This is a genomic window from Pseudomonas sp. QLc11A, from assembly GCF_052112305.1.
Lineage (GTDB): Bacteria > Pseudomonadota > Gammaproteobacteria > Pseudomonadales > Pseudomonadaceae > Aquipseudomonas > Aquipseudomonas laurylsulfatiphila.
In genome coordinates this window covers 1-15,775 of sequence record NZ_JAVAJJ010000004.1, presented here as the reverse complement: position 1 = coordinate 15,775, position 15,775 = coordinate 1, and the positions used below count along the sequence as shown (strand labels likewise).

The following is a 15,775-nucleotide window of genomic DNA, read 5'->3' as shown; positions in this document are numbered from 1 at the left end:
TCGGAATAATTCACAAGATGTTGCCGGAAATCGTCCTCTGCTTTGCCAGAGACCTACTCCAGCCTTGTGATGAACGGTCAGCCTGAGTAACGTGGCAGCACTTGTCAGGAGACCCCAAGATGCGTGTTGCCCGTTCCTTAGTCCTCGTTGCCCTGCTTCCGCTGTTCGCCGCTTGCCAGTTGTTCGAGGGTGAGCGGCAGAACGCCTCCCACGTCGGCCAGACACGCATGCAAGGCCAGTTGACTGCGGTGGACGGCAAACTGCTGTTCCAGCCGTGCAACCAGACTACCCGCTACGTGGTCAACGACACCGGCGGTACCAGCGTCCTGCAGCAGGCCGCCAGCCTGGCGGACAAGCAAGGCAAACTGTTTGCCGACGTGCGTGGACGGGTTGTGGCCGGCAGCGGTGGTGACGGCCAGCTCGATCTGGAGCAGTTGTACCGCGTCGAGCGCTCGAGCAACGCGTGCGACGATCCGAATTTCAAGCTGCTGATCCTGCGTGCCGCCGGCCACAGCCCGGAATGGAGCGTGAAAGTCAGCGGCAAAGGCATGGTCATCGACCGGGCCGGCCAGCCACCCTTGGCCCTGCCTTACGTCGAAGAGCAACTGGGCGATGGCCGTTTCAACCTCAGCACCGAAGCCAACAACCAGCACATCGAACTGTGGGTTGCACCGCAACGCTGCGTCGACAGCAGCACCGCCAGCATCCAGCACATGAGCGCCGAGCTGCGCATCGACGGTCAGGTACAGCGCGGCTGCGGGTATTTCGGCGGATCGCGCGACGACTGATCGTTTAAGCCTCACGGGCCTGCGCCTTTGCGGCTTATAATCGCGGGTTTCAAACGCCCTGGCGCAGTTGTGCGCCCCGCGAACCGGATCCCGCCATGTTACGAATCACCGAACTCAAGTTGCCGATCGACCATCCCGATGAAGACCTGCGCCCTGCCATCGTGCAGCGCTTAGGGCTTGCCAGCGATGACCTGCTCGACTTCACCTTGTTCAAGCGCAGCTACGATGCGCGTAAAAAGTCCTCCGAGCTGTGCTTCATCTACACCATCGACCTTGAAGTTCGCGACGAGGCGGCGGTGCTGCACAGGTTCGCCGATGACCGTAACGTCAACGTAGCGCCGGATGTCAGCTATAAAATGGTTGGCCAGGCACCGGCCGACCTGAGCGCACGTCCGATCGTCGTCGGCTTCGGTCCGTGCGGGATTTTCGCCGGGCTGCTGCTGGCGCAAATGGGCTTCAAGCCGATCATCCTCGAACGCGGCACCGAAGTCCGCCAGCGCACCAAGGACACTTGGGGCCTGTGGCGCAAAAGCGTGCTCAACCCGGAATCCAACGTGCAATTCGGCGAAGGCGGCGCGGGGACATTCTCCGACGGCAAGCTCTACAGCCAGATCAAGGATCCGAAGTTCCTTGGTCGCAAGGTCCTGCACGAGTTTGTCAAGGCCGGCGCACCGGAAGAAATCCTCTACGTCAGCAAGCCGCACATCGGTACGTTCCGCCTGACCGGCGTGGTGGAAAACATGCGTGAGCAGATTCGTGCACTGGGTGGTGAAGTGCGCTTCCAGCAGCGTGTCACCGACGTGCTGATCGAAGACGGCCAACTGGTCGGCGTCGAGCTCAATGGCGGCGAACAGATCCATTCGAAACATGTGATCCTCGCCCTCGGCCACAGTGCCCGCGATACCTTCCGCATGCTCCACGGCCGTGGCGTGTACATGGAGGCCAAGCCTTTCTCGGTGGGTTTCCGTATCGAGCACCCACAGTCGCTGATCGACCGCGCGCGGTTGGGCAAGTACGCCGGGCACCCGAAACTCGGCGCCGCCGACTACAAACTGGTGCACCACGCCAAGAACGGCCGTTCGGTCTACAGCTTCTGCATGTGCCCGGGTGGTACCGTGGTGGCGGCGACGTCCGAGCCGAACCGCGTGGTCACCAATGGCATGAGCCAGTACTCGCGTAACGAGCGCAATGCCAACTCCGGAATCGTTGTCGGCATCACGCCGGAAGTCGATTATCCGGGCGGCCCGCTGGCCGGTATCGAACTGCAGGAACGCCTGGAATCCCACGCCTTTGTGCTGGGTGGCAGCAACTACGAAGCCCCGGCGCAACTGGTCGGCGATTTCATCGCAGGCAAGCCGTCCACCGAACTGGGCAGTGTCGAGCCGTCCTACAAGCCAGGCGTTGCCCTGGGTGATCTGGCGCTGGCACTGCCGGCGTTCGCCATCGAAGCGATTCGCGAAGCCTTGCCGGCGTTCGAGAAGCAGATTCGTGGCTACTCGCTGCACGACGCGGTGTTGACCGGCATCGAGACCCGCACCTCCTCGCCGCTGCGTATTACCCGCAATGAGTCGATGCAGAGCCTGAACGTGAAAGGCTTGTTCCCGGCCGGTGAAGGTGCCGGTTATGCGGGCGGGATTCTGTCGGCGGGTGTGGACGGGATTCGGATTGCAGAAGCAGTGGCCCGGGATATCCTCGGTCTCGACGCCTGATACCAGCCTGATGTGGGAGCGGGCTTGCTCGCGAAGGCGGTTTCACATCCAACATATGTGTTGGCTGATCCACCGCTTTCGCGAGCAAGCCCGCTCCCACATTTGATCTTCTGTGTGTCAGATATTGGCGCGCAGAACCGAGTCCGGCAGCGGCTCACCCCGCTCCACCGTCGCCGCGACCGCAGCCATCAAACCACTCAACTCATACCCTTGGGCCTTGAGCCACTGCGGATCGTAATAGGTCGTGGCGTAGCGTTCGCCGCTGTCACACAGAATCGCCACCATCGACCCCGTCTCCCCTGCCGCTTTCATGTGCTGAGCGGCCATCAGGGCGCCGATCAGGTTGGTCCCGCTCGACCCGCCCACATGGCGTCCCAGGCGTTCCGCCAGGTAGTGCATGGCCGCCAGTGACAGGGCATCCGGCACCTTGACCATGGCGTCGATCACCTTGGGCAGAAACGACGCCTCCACACGCGGCCGGCCAATGCCCTCGATGCGCGAACCGTGGTCCAGTCGCAGGCTGGCATCGCCAGTCTGGTAGTAATCGAAGAACACCGAACGCTCGGCATCGGCACACAGCACGCGAGTGCAATGCTGGCGATAACGCACGTATCGGCCCAGTGTGGCCGTGGTGCCTCCGGTACCGGGGCTGGAAATCAGCCAGCTCGGCTCGGGATGCTGCTCGAATCGCATCTGCTGAAAAATCGACTCGGCAATATTGTTGTTCGCTCGCCAGTCGGTGGCGCGCTCAGCGTAGGTGAACTGATCGATGAAGTGCCCGTCGTGCTCACGAGCCAGACGCTCGGATTCGGCGTAGATCTGGGTCGGGTCGTCGACCAGATGACTTTGGCCACCGTAGAAGGCGATCTGCGCGATCTTTTCCTTTGAGGTTGTCGCCGGCATCACCGCAATGAACGGCAAGCCCAGCATGCGTGCAAAGTACGCTTCGGAAATCGCCGTGGAACCGCTGGAAGCCTCAATGACCGGTGCACCGGGTTTGAGCCAGCCGTTACACAGCGCATACAGGAACAGCGATCGGGCCAGGCGGTGCTTGAGGCTGCCCGTGGGATGGCTGGACTCATCCTTGAAATACAACTCGATGCCCGGAAAACCCGGGAGCGGCAAGGGGATCAAGTGGGTGTCGGCGCTGCGCTGATAATCAGCTTCGATGATCCGGATCGCCTCGCGGGACCACTGTCGGTTGTCGCTCATGATGGTTTTCTCGTTGAATCGGGCAGGAGTTGGCCTATGTACGAGGCCCATCCAACCAGCTTAGGAAAAATCCTGCATCCGGCACAGGTACAGCTGCGATCCAATACGTCCGGCAACTGCTAGGCTCAGCTCGGTGGCGAAGGATCGCCCTGTAACGGGATATAACAAAAAAGAATATAACTTTTGTTTTAACAACTAACAGTACTTGTTAGGGTGTAACACCTTTTGAATTTACAGATGGAGAGCGACCTTGCCTCTGCGTAGCACTTTCACGCGTTTCTTTCAGTTGGAAGCTGCCAGCGGTCTGTTACTGATCGCCGCTGCCGTTCTGGCTCTGATTATCAACAACTCACCGCTGTCGTGGCTGTACAACGGCCTGCTGGACACTCCGGTGGTGGCCCAGGTCGGCGCACTGAAAATCGCCAAGCCGTTGCTGCTATGGATCAACGACGGCCTGATGGCGCTGTTCTTCCTGCTGATCGGCCTGGAAGTGAAGCGCGAAGTCCTCGACGGCCAGTTGTCCAAACCGTCGCAAATCGTCCTGCCTGGCGCGGCGGCCATTGGCGGCATGGTGGTGCCGGCGCTGATCTACTGGTACCTCAACCGCGACACGCCACCGGCCCTCAACGGCTGGGCGATCCCGACCGCGACCGACATTGCCTTCGCCCTTGGCGTGCTGGCGTTGCTTGGCAAACGGGTTCCGGTTTCGCTGAAACTGTTCCTGATGACCCTGGCGATCATCGACGACCTCGGCGCGATCATCATCATTGCGATCTTCTATTCCGGTGCCCTGTCGACCCTGTCCCTGGCGCTGGCCGCCGCCTGTATTGCTGCGCTGATCGGGATGAACCGGCTTGGCGTAGTCAAGCTCGGGCCGTACATGATCATTGGTCTGATTCTCTGGGTCTGCGTGCTCAAGAGCGGTGTCCACGCCACGCTGGCCGGCGTAACCCTGGCTTTCTGCATTCCACTGCGCACAAAAAATGCCGAACCTTCGCCACTGCTGACCCTGGAACACGCCCTGCATCCGTGGGTCGCCTACGGCATCCTGCCGCTGTTCGCCTTCGCCAACGCCGGCCTGTCCCTGAGCGGCGTCACCGTCGAAAGTTTCACTCATCACGTTCCCATGGGTATCGCCATCGGGCTGTTGCTGGGCAAGGCTGTCGGTGTCTTCGGCCTGACCTGGCTGGCCGTGAAAACCGGTATCGCCGCCCTGCCCCAAGGCGCCAATTGGGGCCAGATATTGGGCGTAGCGATTCTCTGCGGTATCGGTTTCACCATGAGTCTGTTTGTCGGCTCACTGGCCTTTGAACCGGGTGTAAGCGATTTCGCCGGAATGGATCGCATGGGAATCCTGACCGGTTCGATTCTCGCCGCACTGATCGGTTATGGGGTGACCGCGATGGCGAGTCGCAAGAGCTCCGACCTGGCCTCCTGATAAACCGCGAAAACAAAAAACCCGATCAGTCACCTGATCGGGTTTTTGTTTATCCGGTGTTTGCGCTTAGTGCGAAACGCGGCTGGTGCCATTCACACTGGCGATGCGAACACGCTCGCCAACACGGAACACTTCGTTCGGCTGAACTTCCTGAACGTAGGCGCGCATGCTGCCATCGTCTTCGCGCACGGTGATTTCCACGCCCTGGGTGCGGGTCATGCCCTCTTCTGCGGCCGAACCGATCAGGCCGCCAGCGACTGCGCCGATGACCGCAGCGACGATACTGCCTTTGCCGCCACCGATGGCGCTGCCGCCAACGCCGCCAACCACTGCGCCTGCAGCGCCACCGATCGGGGTTTTGGTGCCTTCGATTTTCACCGGACGCAATGCTTCGATGGTACCCATGCGAACGGTCTGCACCCGACGCGCCTCGTCACGGGAGTAGGAGTCACCGGTCAGGCTCGATTGGCAACCAGTGAGCAACATCGCCATCGTGGAAAAGGAAGCAACCAGCAGAACAGACTTACGCATAGCATCAACTCCAAAGAAACAGATGTTCATTAAACTCCGCAGCTTGACGCTTGTCACGGCACCGCCCAGGTAAAATTGCTTTGATTCAGGCTCCGTTAAGGTGCCTTCACGAACTCGCACAGTAGCGGCAAAATCGGAAACTGCCCTACCGGCCAAGGACTTTCATGGACTACTTTATCATTTTCGTTACTACCGTCGCTGGACTGTACTTCCACTGGTGGCTGTACGTGCGAATCAAACGCTGGATGGACCGCGACCTGGCGCTAGCGCTGGCGGGCAAGGACGAGCAGAAAAAAGCCTTCATGCTCGAACAGTTGGCGAGTGCTCAGGCGCACAAGATCAAGCGTCGAGACCTGCCGAAGTGGCTGGAGGCCGCTGCGGCAGGCTATCCCGATCGGTAGACTGCTCAGGGTGCCAGACGTTCAAGAATCCAGTCGGCGCCCTGCTGGCGGTAATTGAGGCGGTCGTGCAGGCGGCTTGGGCGGCCCTGCCAGAACTCGATGCGCTCCGGCAACAGGCGATAACCGCCCCAGTGTTCCGGGCAATGCGGCTGGGAGTCGCTGAAACGTTGCTCGGTGTCCTTGAGCAGCGCTTCGAGCTCGCCACGATCGGCGATCACGCGGCTTTGCGGCGATGCCCAGGCTCCCAGGCGACTGCCCAGAGGACGGACCTGATAATAGGCATCGGACTCCTCAGGCGTCACCTTCACCACCCGCCCTTCAATGCGCACCTGACGCTCCAGCGCCGGCCAGAAAAACGTCATGGCCGCGAACGGATTCGCGGCCAGATGCTGGCCCTTGGCGCTTTCGTAGTTGGTGAAGAAGGTGAAACCCAGTTCGTCCAGGCCCTTGAGCAACAGAATGCGACAGTGCGGTCGACCGTCCTGGTCGACGGTGGCCAGGGTCATGGCGTTGGCCTCCACCGGTGCCTGTTCGGTTTTCACCGCGTCGGCGAACCAATGGTGGAACAACGCAAACGGCTCGGCCGGGGCTTGCGCCTCGGTCAGGCCATCACGGGTGTAGTCACGACGCATATCAGCCAGGCCCTGGGTCATGGCGCATTCCTTTTGGTTAACGAATCACTGCTTTGCAGTATCGGTGGCGGCGCCTTTCTTGTCAGCCGCGGAGGCTTTGGCTGGCGTGGTCTTTTTTGCCGGCGTTGCGGTTTTCGCAGGTGTTTTCTTGGCCGGTGCTTTTTTCGCGGGGGCTTTTTTCGCTGCTGGAACAGCAGCCTTTTTAGCCGCCGGGGCCGGTGTAACCGGTTTGGCGACCGGCTTGGCGTCAGCGGTAGTGACCTTGGTCACAGGGGCCGGTGCCGGCATGTTGTACTTGCTCAGCAGTGCGGCCATGGTGTTTTGCGGGGTCACCAGCAACTCCACGCGGCGGTTCAACGCACGACCTTCCACGCTGTCGTTGGCGGCACGCGGCGCATCACCGCCCAGGCCTCGCAGCATCAGGCGATCACGCTGCAAACCACTGAGACGGAAAATCGCCGCAACGGACTGGGCACGCTCCTGGCTCAGTTTGACGTTGGCAGGCGCCGCGCCGGACGTATCGCTGTGGCCGAGGATCAAGACAGCGGTCTTTGGATCGGCTTCAAGGATCTTGGCAACGCGGGTAAACGGACCGAGTGTGACCGGCAGCAGCATGGCCGGACGATCAGGGTTGAACGAGCCTTCGACCGGCGCAGTCACCACCAGCACGTTTTCGCGGCGCTCGAGTTGCAGGTTGCTGCCCTTGACCGCCTCGCGCAGGCGCGGTTCGTAGTCGTCAAGCCAGGCCTGGGTGACTTTCGGGTCTGGCATCGGCACAGCCTTGGCGGCGCTCTGCTTGCTGCCGCCGAACGGCCACCACCACTTGCTGCCGCTATCGGTTTCGGCCTTGGCCTTGGCCACCTCCACGGGTTTGACTTCAGGTTTCACCTCCGGCTTGGCCACGGGCTTGCCGGCGCTGTCGTCGGAACCGAATGGCCAGTACCAGTGGCTGCCGCTTTCAGTCTTGGCGACAGGTGCCGTCGCGTCTTTCTGTGGAGTCTGTGCGCAGCCGGTAATGACGAAGCACAGGGCCAAGGCGAGGGTTTTATTGGATGACATTGGATATCCACAAGAATGAAGTCAAAAAAATCAGGCCACGTCGGCCCGTACAAACTGACGCTTGGAAACTGAAAAGGCTATCGGGTTCCAGCCCTGGTGACCGATAGCCGCCCTTACAGACAAGTGGCCAGAACCCGCACCAGCTTTTGCGCACGCGGGTCCATCAAGACGTAGGGGCCCAGGGTATTTGTCACAAATCCGAAGGCTACATCGTGCTCCGGGTCGGCAAAGCCGATGGAGCCGCCGGCACCAGGATGACCAAACGCCCGCGGGCCAAGGCCGAAGGTGGCATTGGCAACGTCCGGTTGATCGAGCATGCAACCCAGGCCGAAACGGGTTCGGGTCAGTAAAGTCTTGTCCTCGCCGAGGCTGTGCTCACGAGTCAATTCATCGAGCATTTCGCTTTCCAGCAGGCTGCCGTCGAGCAGACCGGCGTAGAAACCGGCCAGGCTACGGGCATTGCCATGGCCATTGGCGGCCGGCTGCTGCATGCGTCGCCACTCGGGCTTGTTGGTGCTGGTCATGATCGACGGCGGGTTGGTGAACGCCCGAGTCGTCATGGCCGTTGGCTCACGCATGGTCACTTGCAGCAGGCGCTGGGCGGCGGCATCGCCGACATTGCCCTTGCCCCGCGCAATGTGGGCCACGCGATAGAACTCTTCGTCGGCCAGCCCCACATGGAAGTCCAGGCCCAACGGTTTGGCGACCCGCGCGACAATGGATTCCCCCGGCCCACGACCGTCGGCACGGCGCAGCAATTCGCCGATCAGCCAGCCATAAGTGATCGCCGCATACCCGTGGCCTTCGCCCGGCGTCCACCACGGCGTTTCGGCGGCCAGGGCGTCGACCATGGTTTGCCAGTCGTAGAGGGCTTCGGGGGCCAGCAGCTCGCGCAATGCCGGAAGGCCGGCTTGATGGCAGAGCAGTTGACGCAAGGTGACGGACGCTTTGCCGGCAGCGGCAAATTCTGGCCAGTAGCGCGCCACCGGCGCATCCAGTTGCAGCTTGCCTTCGGCGACCAGTTGCAGCGCGGTGACGGCGGTAAAGGTCTTGGTGCAGGAGAACAGGTTGGCGATGGTGTCGCTGTGCCAAGCCTCGGCCCCGTCCTTGTCGGCGGTGCCGGCCCACAGATCAAGGACGGTTTCGCCACCAATCTGAATGCACAATGCTGCGCCACGCTCCTGGGGATCGTCGAACAGCGCTGCGAAAGCCTCTCGCACCGCTTCGAACTTAAGCTCGTAATGACCCTGAATCTGCACCCGCAACTCCCCGGATTAACGCTCTACAAAGTGGCGGGCATTGTTCCAGCCCTTGAGGGTTTTGGGAACAGGGTTGGGCTGGGCGGTCGCTCTGACATCAACTTGAAATGCGGTGGTGATGCTAATGACGCCTTCGCGAGCAGGCTCGCTCCCACAGGAGAATGCATTCCAAAGTGGGAGCGAGCCTGCTCGCGAAGAACGATGACGCGGTTTCAGCGATTAATGGCCTTTGCCGGAATGCCCACCCGCGCCCTTCCCCGGCCCCTTGCCGGCCTCGGCCTTGCGACCGCCCTCGGCGTCGTGGCTGGCTTTGTCGGCGTCAACTGCAGCCTTCCCGACCTCTTTGCCCAATTGTTCAACCGTCGCCAGGTTGCTCTTGCGCACACTGTCGACAAAGCCCTGGAACGGCAGATCCGTGATGCCCACCAACCCGAAGTGACCGTTTTCACCGTCAAGCAGGCGCCCGGTGACCGGTTGATCGAGATACTGGAACCAATGCACGCCAACAATCGACGGCTCGCTCATTGCCTGCTTGAGGAAGTTGGCATACGCCGCACCACGGTCCTCCTCTTTCGCCAACGGCGTGACGCCGCCCCAGAACGGCCCACGATCAGCCGAGCCGAAATTGAACTCGGTGATCAGCACCGGTTTGTCGAGACTGCGCAGTTTGGCGAAGTCGTAACCATCCTGGGGTTGCAGGGTGTACATGTTGAAGCTCAGCACGTCGCAATACTGGGCGCAGGACTCCACGGCTTCCGGCGTGCTGATGGCGAAACGGCCACCGAGCAGCAGCTGGTTTGGCGCGTGCCACTTGAGTGAGTCGGAAATGGTCTTGAAGTAAGTGTCGGCGAAGACCTTCTGGAAGTATTTGAAGTCGGCTTCGATTTCCGGGTGCTCGGGGCTCGGGAGCGGTGGCACGAATCCCGGATCTTCCATCAATTCCCAGGCGGGCAGATCAATGCCCCAGGCCTTCGACAGGCCCGCCTGATTGCGGTACTTGTCACGCAATTGCTTGAGGAATGCACGTTTGGCCGGCACGTCGGTGGTCATTTTCAAGGTGCCGTACGCCAGGGCATAACGGGCTTTGGGATCATCCCCGGGACCGGCCCAGGCCAGTTCGTTGTCGGCGTAGTAACCGATCAGCCACGGATCGTCACGATGGTCGCGGGCGGCAATCGCCACTGCACGCTCGGTGGCCATGGCAAAACGCGGGTCGAACGGATCGGGCATGCCGCCCCACCAGTCGGTACCGGTGCTGATGCTGGCGTAGTCGCCGACGATCGACAGCGGCAAGGTGTATGGCACGCGATCGGCGTTGCCCAGTACCGGGGCGCTCCAGTTGCCGATGGTGTTGAAGCCCCAGGCCTGCAGGCGATCAAGGGTGTGACTGGCCCAGCGCTGCTCGTCGAACAACGTTTTGCACGGTTCGATAGATGTTGGCTCTGCCGCTGTTGCTACCGTCGCTTCAGTCTTGGCCGCTTCGGCGACGCCGGACTCGACGGTTGCAGGAGCGACGGGTTGCTCCGCAGCCTTGGTCGCTGTCGCTTCAACCGCATCCGCCTTGGCTGCTGCGGCGACTCCCGCTTTGGTTTCGCTGCCCAACGCGCAAGGATCACCATACAAACGTTGCAGATTGGCACCGTAGAAGTCGTACCAGCGCCCGGCATTGTAGCCGCGCCCTTGATCGGCACCATTGCCGCCGCGGTTGTCGCCTTCGCCGTAGTGGCTGGCCAGCGCCTCGTCAGCCTTGGGCAGGGACTCGAACATCCACTCGCGACCGGCCACATAGGTCTGGTTGACATCCGGGGCCAGGGTATTGACCCCAAGGGAATAGAACGGATGGCCTTCAGGTGTCACCAGATACCAGCGACCGTTGCGCTTCTCGGTGTGGAAAAAGCCGCTGGCCTTGAACGACGGGCCTTTGGTCAATCCGCCAAATTTGTCCAGCGAAGACTTCTGACGCTCAGCGAGCCAGGTTTTCAGTTGTTGCTGCTCCTTGGCGGCGGCGCTTTTCATCTGCTCGTCGCTGCTGACTTTTTCCGGCCATCTGGCCCGGGTCGACTGGCCATACGCATCCACCAACCCGCCATACACGACTTGGCTGACAGACTCGCCGTCCTGCACACCAAAGCGCTCCAACAGGATGCTTTGCGCGGCTTTGGGCTGGTCCATCGACAACGTCACGGACACCACCTGGCTGCGATCCAGTTCACCGGTGCTGCTGGCCAGCAACACACGCTGGCCCTCAACGGTCATCGGCATCGGCGGGCCGGCCTTCATGCCCTGGCTCAGCGGTGATGTCGCTTGCAGCGGCACCAACAGGGTTTGCGCAGGCCCGGCTGGCAAATCGACGCGACTGACCAGGGTCTTGCCGTCGTTGCTCTGGATGGTCACGTACAGGGTCAACGCCCAGTTCATCGCGCTCTGGATCCGCAGGCTCATCACACCCGACTGCGACCAGTCCCAGGCACCGGTTTGCGGGGTCAGGCGCAACGTCGGCCGGGCGACCGGGTTGAATGTCACCCGGCGCAACACTTCGCCTTCAGGGGTTTGCTCGGCGTTGGATTGCGGCAGGCTGGCGTCCTGTGTCGCCACCTGGACCACGTCGGCGGGGCGCACAAAGTTGAACAGCGTCTGCTGGCTGGCGGGGGCGGCCAACAGCGGTGTTGCGAACAACAGGGCAAATACGGCAGGCAACGAACGGCAAATCATGAGAACGAAATTCTCCCTAACGACCTCAATGGGCCAGTGAAAAAGCGGTGGCAGAGAGATAGACAACGCGGTGGGCAAAACTGCCCACCGGTGCTTCAGGAAATTTCTCGACGGAACGGCGGCAACGCGTTGAGGATGGCTTTGCCATAGCGCTGGGTCACCAGGCGCCGGTCGAGCAAGGTGATGGTGCCGCGGTCTTCTTCGGTGCGCAGCAAGCGACCGCAGGCCTGGACCAGTTTCAGCGAAGCGTCCGGTACGGAGATTTCCATGAACGGATTGCCGCCCCGTGCTTCGATCCATTCCGACAGCGCCGCCTCAACGGGATCATCGGGTACCGAGAATGGAATCTTGGCAATGACCACGTGCTCGCAATAGGCACCAGGCAAGTCGACCCCTTCGGCGAAGCTCGCCAGGCCGAACAGCACGCTGGAATCCCCGCCATCGACCCGCGCCTTGTGCTTGTTCAGGGTTTCCTGCTTCGACAGGTTGCCCTGAATGAACACTTGCTTGCGCCAGTCGCGGTCCAGGCCATCGAACACGTCCTGCATCTGTTTACGCGAGGAAAACAGCACCAGCGTGCCCCGCGAGCCCTCGACCAGTTCCGGCAGATCACGAATGATCGCGGCAGTATGTGCCGCTGCATCACGGGGATCGGCGTTCAGGTTCGGCACCCGCAGCACACCGGCGTCGGCATGATGGAAGGGGCTCGGCACCACCGCCGTCACGGCTTTTTTCGGCAGCCCGGCGCGCATGCGGAAGCGGTCGAAGGTACCGAGGGCGGTCAAGGTCGCCGACGTCACCAGGCAGCCATACGCCACGTTCCACAGGTTGCGCCGGAGCATTTCCGCCGCGAGGATGGGACTGGCGTTGACCTCGATATCGAACAGCGAACCGCTTTCGGCCAGGGTCAGCCAGCGGGCCATGGGCGGGTTGTCTTCCGGGTCTTCGACGGTGAAGGCGGTCCACAGCTCCCAGTTGCCGGAAGAGCGCGACAGCAGGCTGCCGAACAGCGGGTACCACTCCTCAGCCTGGTTGCTGGCGATGCCAATGTTGACCTCGCCGTCCATACCCTCCTTGAGCAGGTCGGTCAGGCGGGTGAACACGTCGGTCAGCCGAGCGAAGCCTTTCTTCAGTTCGATGCCCATTTCACGCATGTGCTCGGGAATCACCCCGCCGACGAATCGGTGACGCGGGCGCTCGCGGCCTTCGACGTCTTCGCCGGGTTTGAAATCGGCGATCTGCTCACACGCGGTGAACATGAACTGCTGCTGAGTCTTGATCTCCCGCGCCAGCTCAGGTACCTGCTCGATCAACTTGCCCAGGTCGCCTGGCAACGGGTGCTGGGCCAGCAGTTTAGTGAGGTTCTTGGCGGTGGTTTCCAGCCAGTCGGCAGTGGAGCGCAGGCGTGTGTAATGGGCGAAGTGGCCGATGGCTTTATCCGGCAGGTGATGGCCTTCGTCGAACACGTAGATGGTGTCGCGCGGGTCCGGCAGTACGGCGCCGCCGCCCAGGGCCAGGTCGGCCAGGACCATGTCGTGGTTGGTGACGATCACGTCGACCTTGCCCATGCCTTCGCGGGCCTTGTAGAAAGCGCACTGGCCGAAGTTCGGGCAATGACGGTTGGTGCACTGGCTGTGATCGGTGGTCAGGCGCGCCCAGTCGGCGTCTTCCAGGGCGGTGGACCAACTGTCTCGGTCGCCGTCCCACTTATTGCCGGCGAGCTTCTCGATCATGCTGGTGAACAGCTTCTGGCTGGCCTCGTCGACCTCGATCTTGAAGCCTTCTTCTTCGAACAGTTGCGCAGTGGCAGTCTGCGCGTGGCCTTCCTGGAGCAACATGTCGAGTTTGGACAGGCACATGTAGCGCCCGCGCCCCTTGGCCAGGGCGAAGCTGAAGTTCAGCCCGCTGTTGCGCATCAGGTCGGGCAAGTCCTTGTAGACGATCTGCTCCTGCAGGGCCACGGTGGCCGTGGCGATCACCAGGCGCTTGCCGGCGGCCTTGGCCGTGGGAATCGCCGCCAGGCTATAGGCCACGGTCTTGCCGGTACCGGTGCCGGCTTCCACCGCGACAATCGCGGGGTCGCCACTGCGCCGGCCTTCGTCGTCGGTGTCGATGTCACCCAGGACCTTGGCGATTTCGGCGATCATCAGGCGTTGGCCGTAGCGCGGCTTGAGGCTCTTGGCTTCGAGAAAACGCGAGTAGGCGCCCTGGATCGTGGTTTTGAGTTCGGTGCTGATCATGGATTGTCGGGCGCAAAAAACGCTGGATAAATTTTCAGTGGTTCGGATCGACGGCTATCATACCCCGCTAATGAATCCTGCGCAGAACGGAGTACCCGAATGACACCTTTTAGCCTCATATATAGCCTGCATGTACTGGCTGCCCTGGTCTGGGTCGGCGGCATGTTTTTCGCCTGGATGGTCCTGCGCCCCGCCGCAATCACGGCACTTGAAGGCCCTGCCCGGCTGAAGTTGTGGGTAGAAGTGTTTCAAGGTTTTTTCCGCTGGGTCTGGGTGGCGGTGGTGCTGTTGCCGGTCAGCGGAGTGGGCATGCTGCATATGCACTTCAACGGCTTTGAAGCCGCACCGCGCTATGTGCAAGTGATGATGGGCCTGTATGTGGTAATGACCGCGCTGTTTATCCGCATTCAGGCGCTGATGCTGCCGGAACTGCGCACCGCCGTGGCCGAACAGGATTGGCCGGCGGGTGCTGCGATACTGGGGCAGATTCGCCGGTTGGTGGGGATCAATCTGTTGGTGGGGTTGGCTGTGGTGGCGATTGCGGCGGCTCGACCGATGTTTTGAATCTAAAGCGCTTTTGTGGCGAGGGGGCTTGTCGGATCGCCGCACCGCCCCGTTCGGCTGCGAAGCAGTCGTAAAACCAGACACCGCTAACCTTCAGCAGTATTGCGATTGCCGGAATTGGGGCCGCTTCGCGGCCCAACGGGGGCAAGCCCCCTCGCCACAGGCAAGCTCCCTCGCCACAGTAGTTCTTGGTTAACTTTATAACCGCTGAACCGTCACTGAACCCGCGGCACCTTCAGACCCCGGCTGCCCGTCGACGCCAGGTTTGCCGCTCTTGCCGCCATCGGCCTTGTAGACCAGGCAGCCCTTGGCCTTGCCGCCCGCCCCCGGTTTGCCGCCCGGGCCGGCCAGGCCACCGGCACCGCCAGCCACCTGCACCTTGATCCGGTCTGCCGGAAAGTCGTGGGGCACTGCCAGCCTGACCAACGCACCCGGCGCGCCTGGTTGACCATTGCTGCCATCACTGCCATCGGCACCGCGACCGGCCTGGCCCCAGGTGCAGCCAGGGTCCTGACCGTTGGCGCCATCCAGGCCGACAAATCCCGGTGCGCCTGCGCCGCCTCGTGCGTCCACCAACAATTGCGGTGCATTCAGTGTCCTGATCTGCAAATCAAGATTGCGCCCGGAGCGGGCGGCTTTCTGATAGGTCCCGGGCGCGCCACGCGCGGTGATCTGGCTGCCTTCGGACAAATCAGCGCGACGGACCTTCAGCGCCAGCGCCTGCTCTCCCGGCACAATGGCGATGCGCGCTTCACGTCCCAGATGCAACTCACCCACGGTGACTTCGGTGACGTTCGAAGGAATCAGCAAAGTGCCGTAATCGGCCACTTCCAGACGTTCCAGTTGCAGGGTGCTGGCGGTGTTGGGCAAGCGCATCAGCGAGTTGGGTTCGACACTCACCACCTGTGCGCTGGCCAATGGACTGATGAGTGCAGCGAGCAGACAGAGTTTACGCATGGGAAGCCTTCGAAGCGCCGGGGGCTGGAATGGTTTGCAGGTGGAATACACCGAAAATGACGATCTTCAGGCGGTCAAGCCAGGGATGGGCGCGACCTCGCAGGCTGCGATAGCACAACAGTGCTTCCAGAAGATGGATGAACCCCAACAGGCCGCCGGCCAGATTGACCAACAGGTGCAGCGGAAAGACAAATGGCGTGAGCTGATTGACCAGCACCACCAACCAGAACAGCAGGGTCAACAACCGCCCCAGCCCCCATAAGACTTTCATAC

Annotated in this window: 14 protein-coding genes; 5 read left to right on the top strand and 9 right to left on the bottom strand. The window is 61.7% G+C overall.

The window, feature by feature from the left end; translation table 11 throughout:
• Positions 1-119: 119 nt before the first annotated feature.
• Together Q8X48_RS07585 and Q8X48_RS07580 are read left to right on the top strand one after the other, a co-directional pair.
• The gene (locus tag Q8X48_RS07585) at positions 120-788 is read left to right on the top strand and encodes a COG3650 family protein (RefSeq protein WP_407802480.1); all 669 of its coding nucleotides are present in this window, start codon (positions 120-122) and stop codon (positions 786-788) included.
• Between the two features lie 95 nt (positions 789-883).
• A complete protein-coding gene (locus Q8X48_RS07580; RefSeq protein ID WP_407802481.1) occupies positions 884-2,497 on the top strand; it encodes an NAD(P)/FAD-dependent oxidoreductase in 1,614 nt (537 codons plus the stop codon).
• 117 nt (positions 2,498-2,614) lie between these two features.
• Here Q8X48_RS07580 and Q8X48_RS07575 read toward each other — a convergent pair whose 3' ends face one another.
• Positions 2,615-3,712 (bottom strand): PLP-dependent cysteine synthase family protein, encoded by a 1,098-nt coding sequence (locus tag Q8X48_RS07575; RefSeq protein WP_172435695.1) that lies wholly within the window; start codon positions 3,710-3,712, stop codon positions 2,615-2,617.
• A 247-nt stretch (positions 3,713-3,959) separates the two neighbouring features.
• Here Q8X48_RS07575 and nhaA point away from each other — a divergent pair, with 247 nt between their 5' ends.
• Positions 3,960-5,147 carry a Na+/H+ antiporter NhaA gene (nhaA, locus tag Q8X48_RS07570; RefSeq protein WP_126049734.1) on the top strand — a complete coding sequence of 396 codons (1,188 nt, stop codon included), beginning with the start codon at positions 3,960-3,962 and terminating at the stop codon, positions 5,145-5,147.
• A gap of 66 nt (positions 5,148-5,213) precedes the next feature.
• On the opposite strand, the gene Q8X48_RS07565 is transcribed toward nhaA, so the two are convergent.
• Complete coding sequence (locus tag Q8X48_RS07565) at positions 5,214-5,678, bottom strand: glycine zipper 2TM domain-containing protein (RefSeq protein ID WP_007971612.1); 465 nt, start codon at positions 5,676-5,678, stop codon at positions 5,214-5,216.
• Positions 5,679-5,842: 164 nt separating this feature from the next.
• On the opposite strand from Q8X48_RS07565, the gene Q8X48_RS07560 reads away from it, so the two are divergent.
• Entirely contained in the window at positions 5,843-6,079 is a 237-nt protein-coding gene (locus Q8X48_RS07560) for a hypothetical protein (RefSeq protein WP_407802482.1), read from the top strand.
• 5 nt (positions 6,080-6,084) lie between these two features.
• Here Q8X48_RS07560 and pdxH read toward each other — a convergent pair whose 3' ends face one another.
• The 5 genes from pdxH to dinG all read right to left on the bottom strand — a co-directional run bounded on the left by pdxH (position 6,085) and on the right by dinG (position 13,981).
• Positions 6,085-6,732, bottom strand: coding sequence for a pyridoxamine 5'-phosphate oxidase (gene pdxH / locus Q8X48_RS07555; RefSeq protein ID WP_095965087.1), 648 nt, complete (start codon positions 6,730-6,732; stop codon positions 6,085-6,087).
• Between the two features lie 24 nt (positions 6,733-6,756).
• A complete protein-coding gene (locus tag Q8X48_RS07550; RefSeq protein ID WP_126049732.1) occupies positions 6,757-7,770 on the bottom strand; it encodes an OmpA family protein in 1,014 nt (337 codons plus the stop codon).
• A 113-nt stretch (positions 7,771-7,883) separates the two neighbouring features.
• A complete protein-coding gene (locus Q8X48_RS07545) occupies positions 7,884-9,029 on the bottom strand; it encodes a serine hydrolase domain-containing protein (protein ID WP_015093823.1) in 1,146 nt (381 codons plus the stop codon).
• A 219-nt stretch (positions 9,030-9,248) separates the two neighbouring features.
• Positions 9,249-11,741, bottom strand: coding sequence for a beta-agarase (locus Q8X48_RS07540; RefSeq protein ID WP_407802483.1), 2,493 nt, complete (start codon positions 11,739-11,741; stop codon positions 9,249-9,251).
• Between the two features lie 95 nt (positions 11,742-11,836).
• The gene (gene dinG, locus Q8X48_RS07535) at positions 11,837-13,981 is read right to left on the bottom strand and encodes an ATP-dependent DNA helicase DinG (protein WP_095965083.1); all 2,145 of its coding nucleotides are present in this window, start codon (positions 13,979-13,981) and stop codon (positions 11,837-11,839) included.
• Between the two features lie 99 nt (positions 13,982-14,080).
• Here dinG and Q8X48_RS07530 point away from each other — a divergent pair, with 99 nt between their 5' ends.
• The gene (locus tag Q8X48_RS07530; protein ID WP_407802484.1) at positions 14,081-14,545 is read left to right on the top strand and encodes a CopD family protein; all 465 of its coding nucleotides are present in this window, start codon (positions 14,081-14,083) and stop codon (positions 14,543-14,545) included.
• 198 nt (positions 14,546-14,743) lie between these two features.
• On the opposite strand, the gene Q8X48_RS07525 is transcribed toward Q8X48_RS07530, so the two are convergent.
• Positions 14,744-15,502, bottom strand: a complete 759-nt coding sequence (locus Q8X48_RS07525) for a collagen-like protein (protein ID WP_407802485.1) — start codon at positions 15,500-15,502, stop codon at positions 14,744-14,746.
• Positions 15,495-15,773, bottom strand: coding sequence for a DUF1145 domain-containing protein (locus tag Q8X48_RS07520; RefSeq protein WP_015093819.1), 279 nt, complete (start codon positions 15,771-15,773; stop codon positions 15,495-15,497). The genes Q8X48_RS07525 and Q8X48_RS07520 overlap by 8 nt, the downstream gene beginning before the upstream one ends.
• Positions 15,774-15,775: the final 2 nt, after the last annotated feature.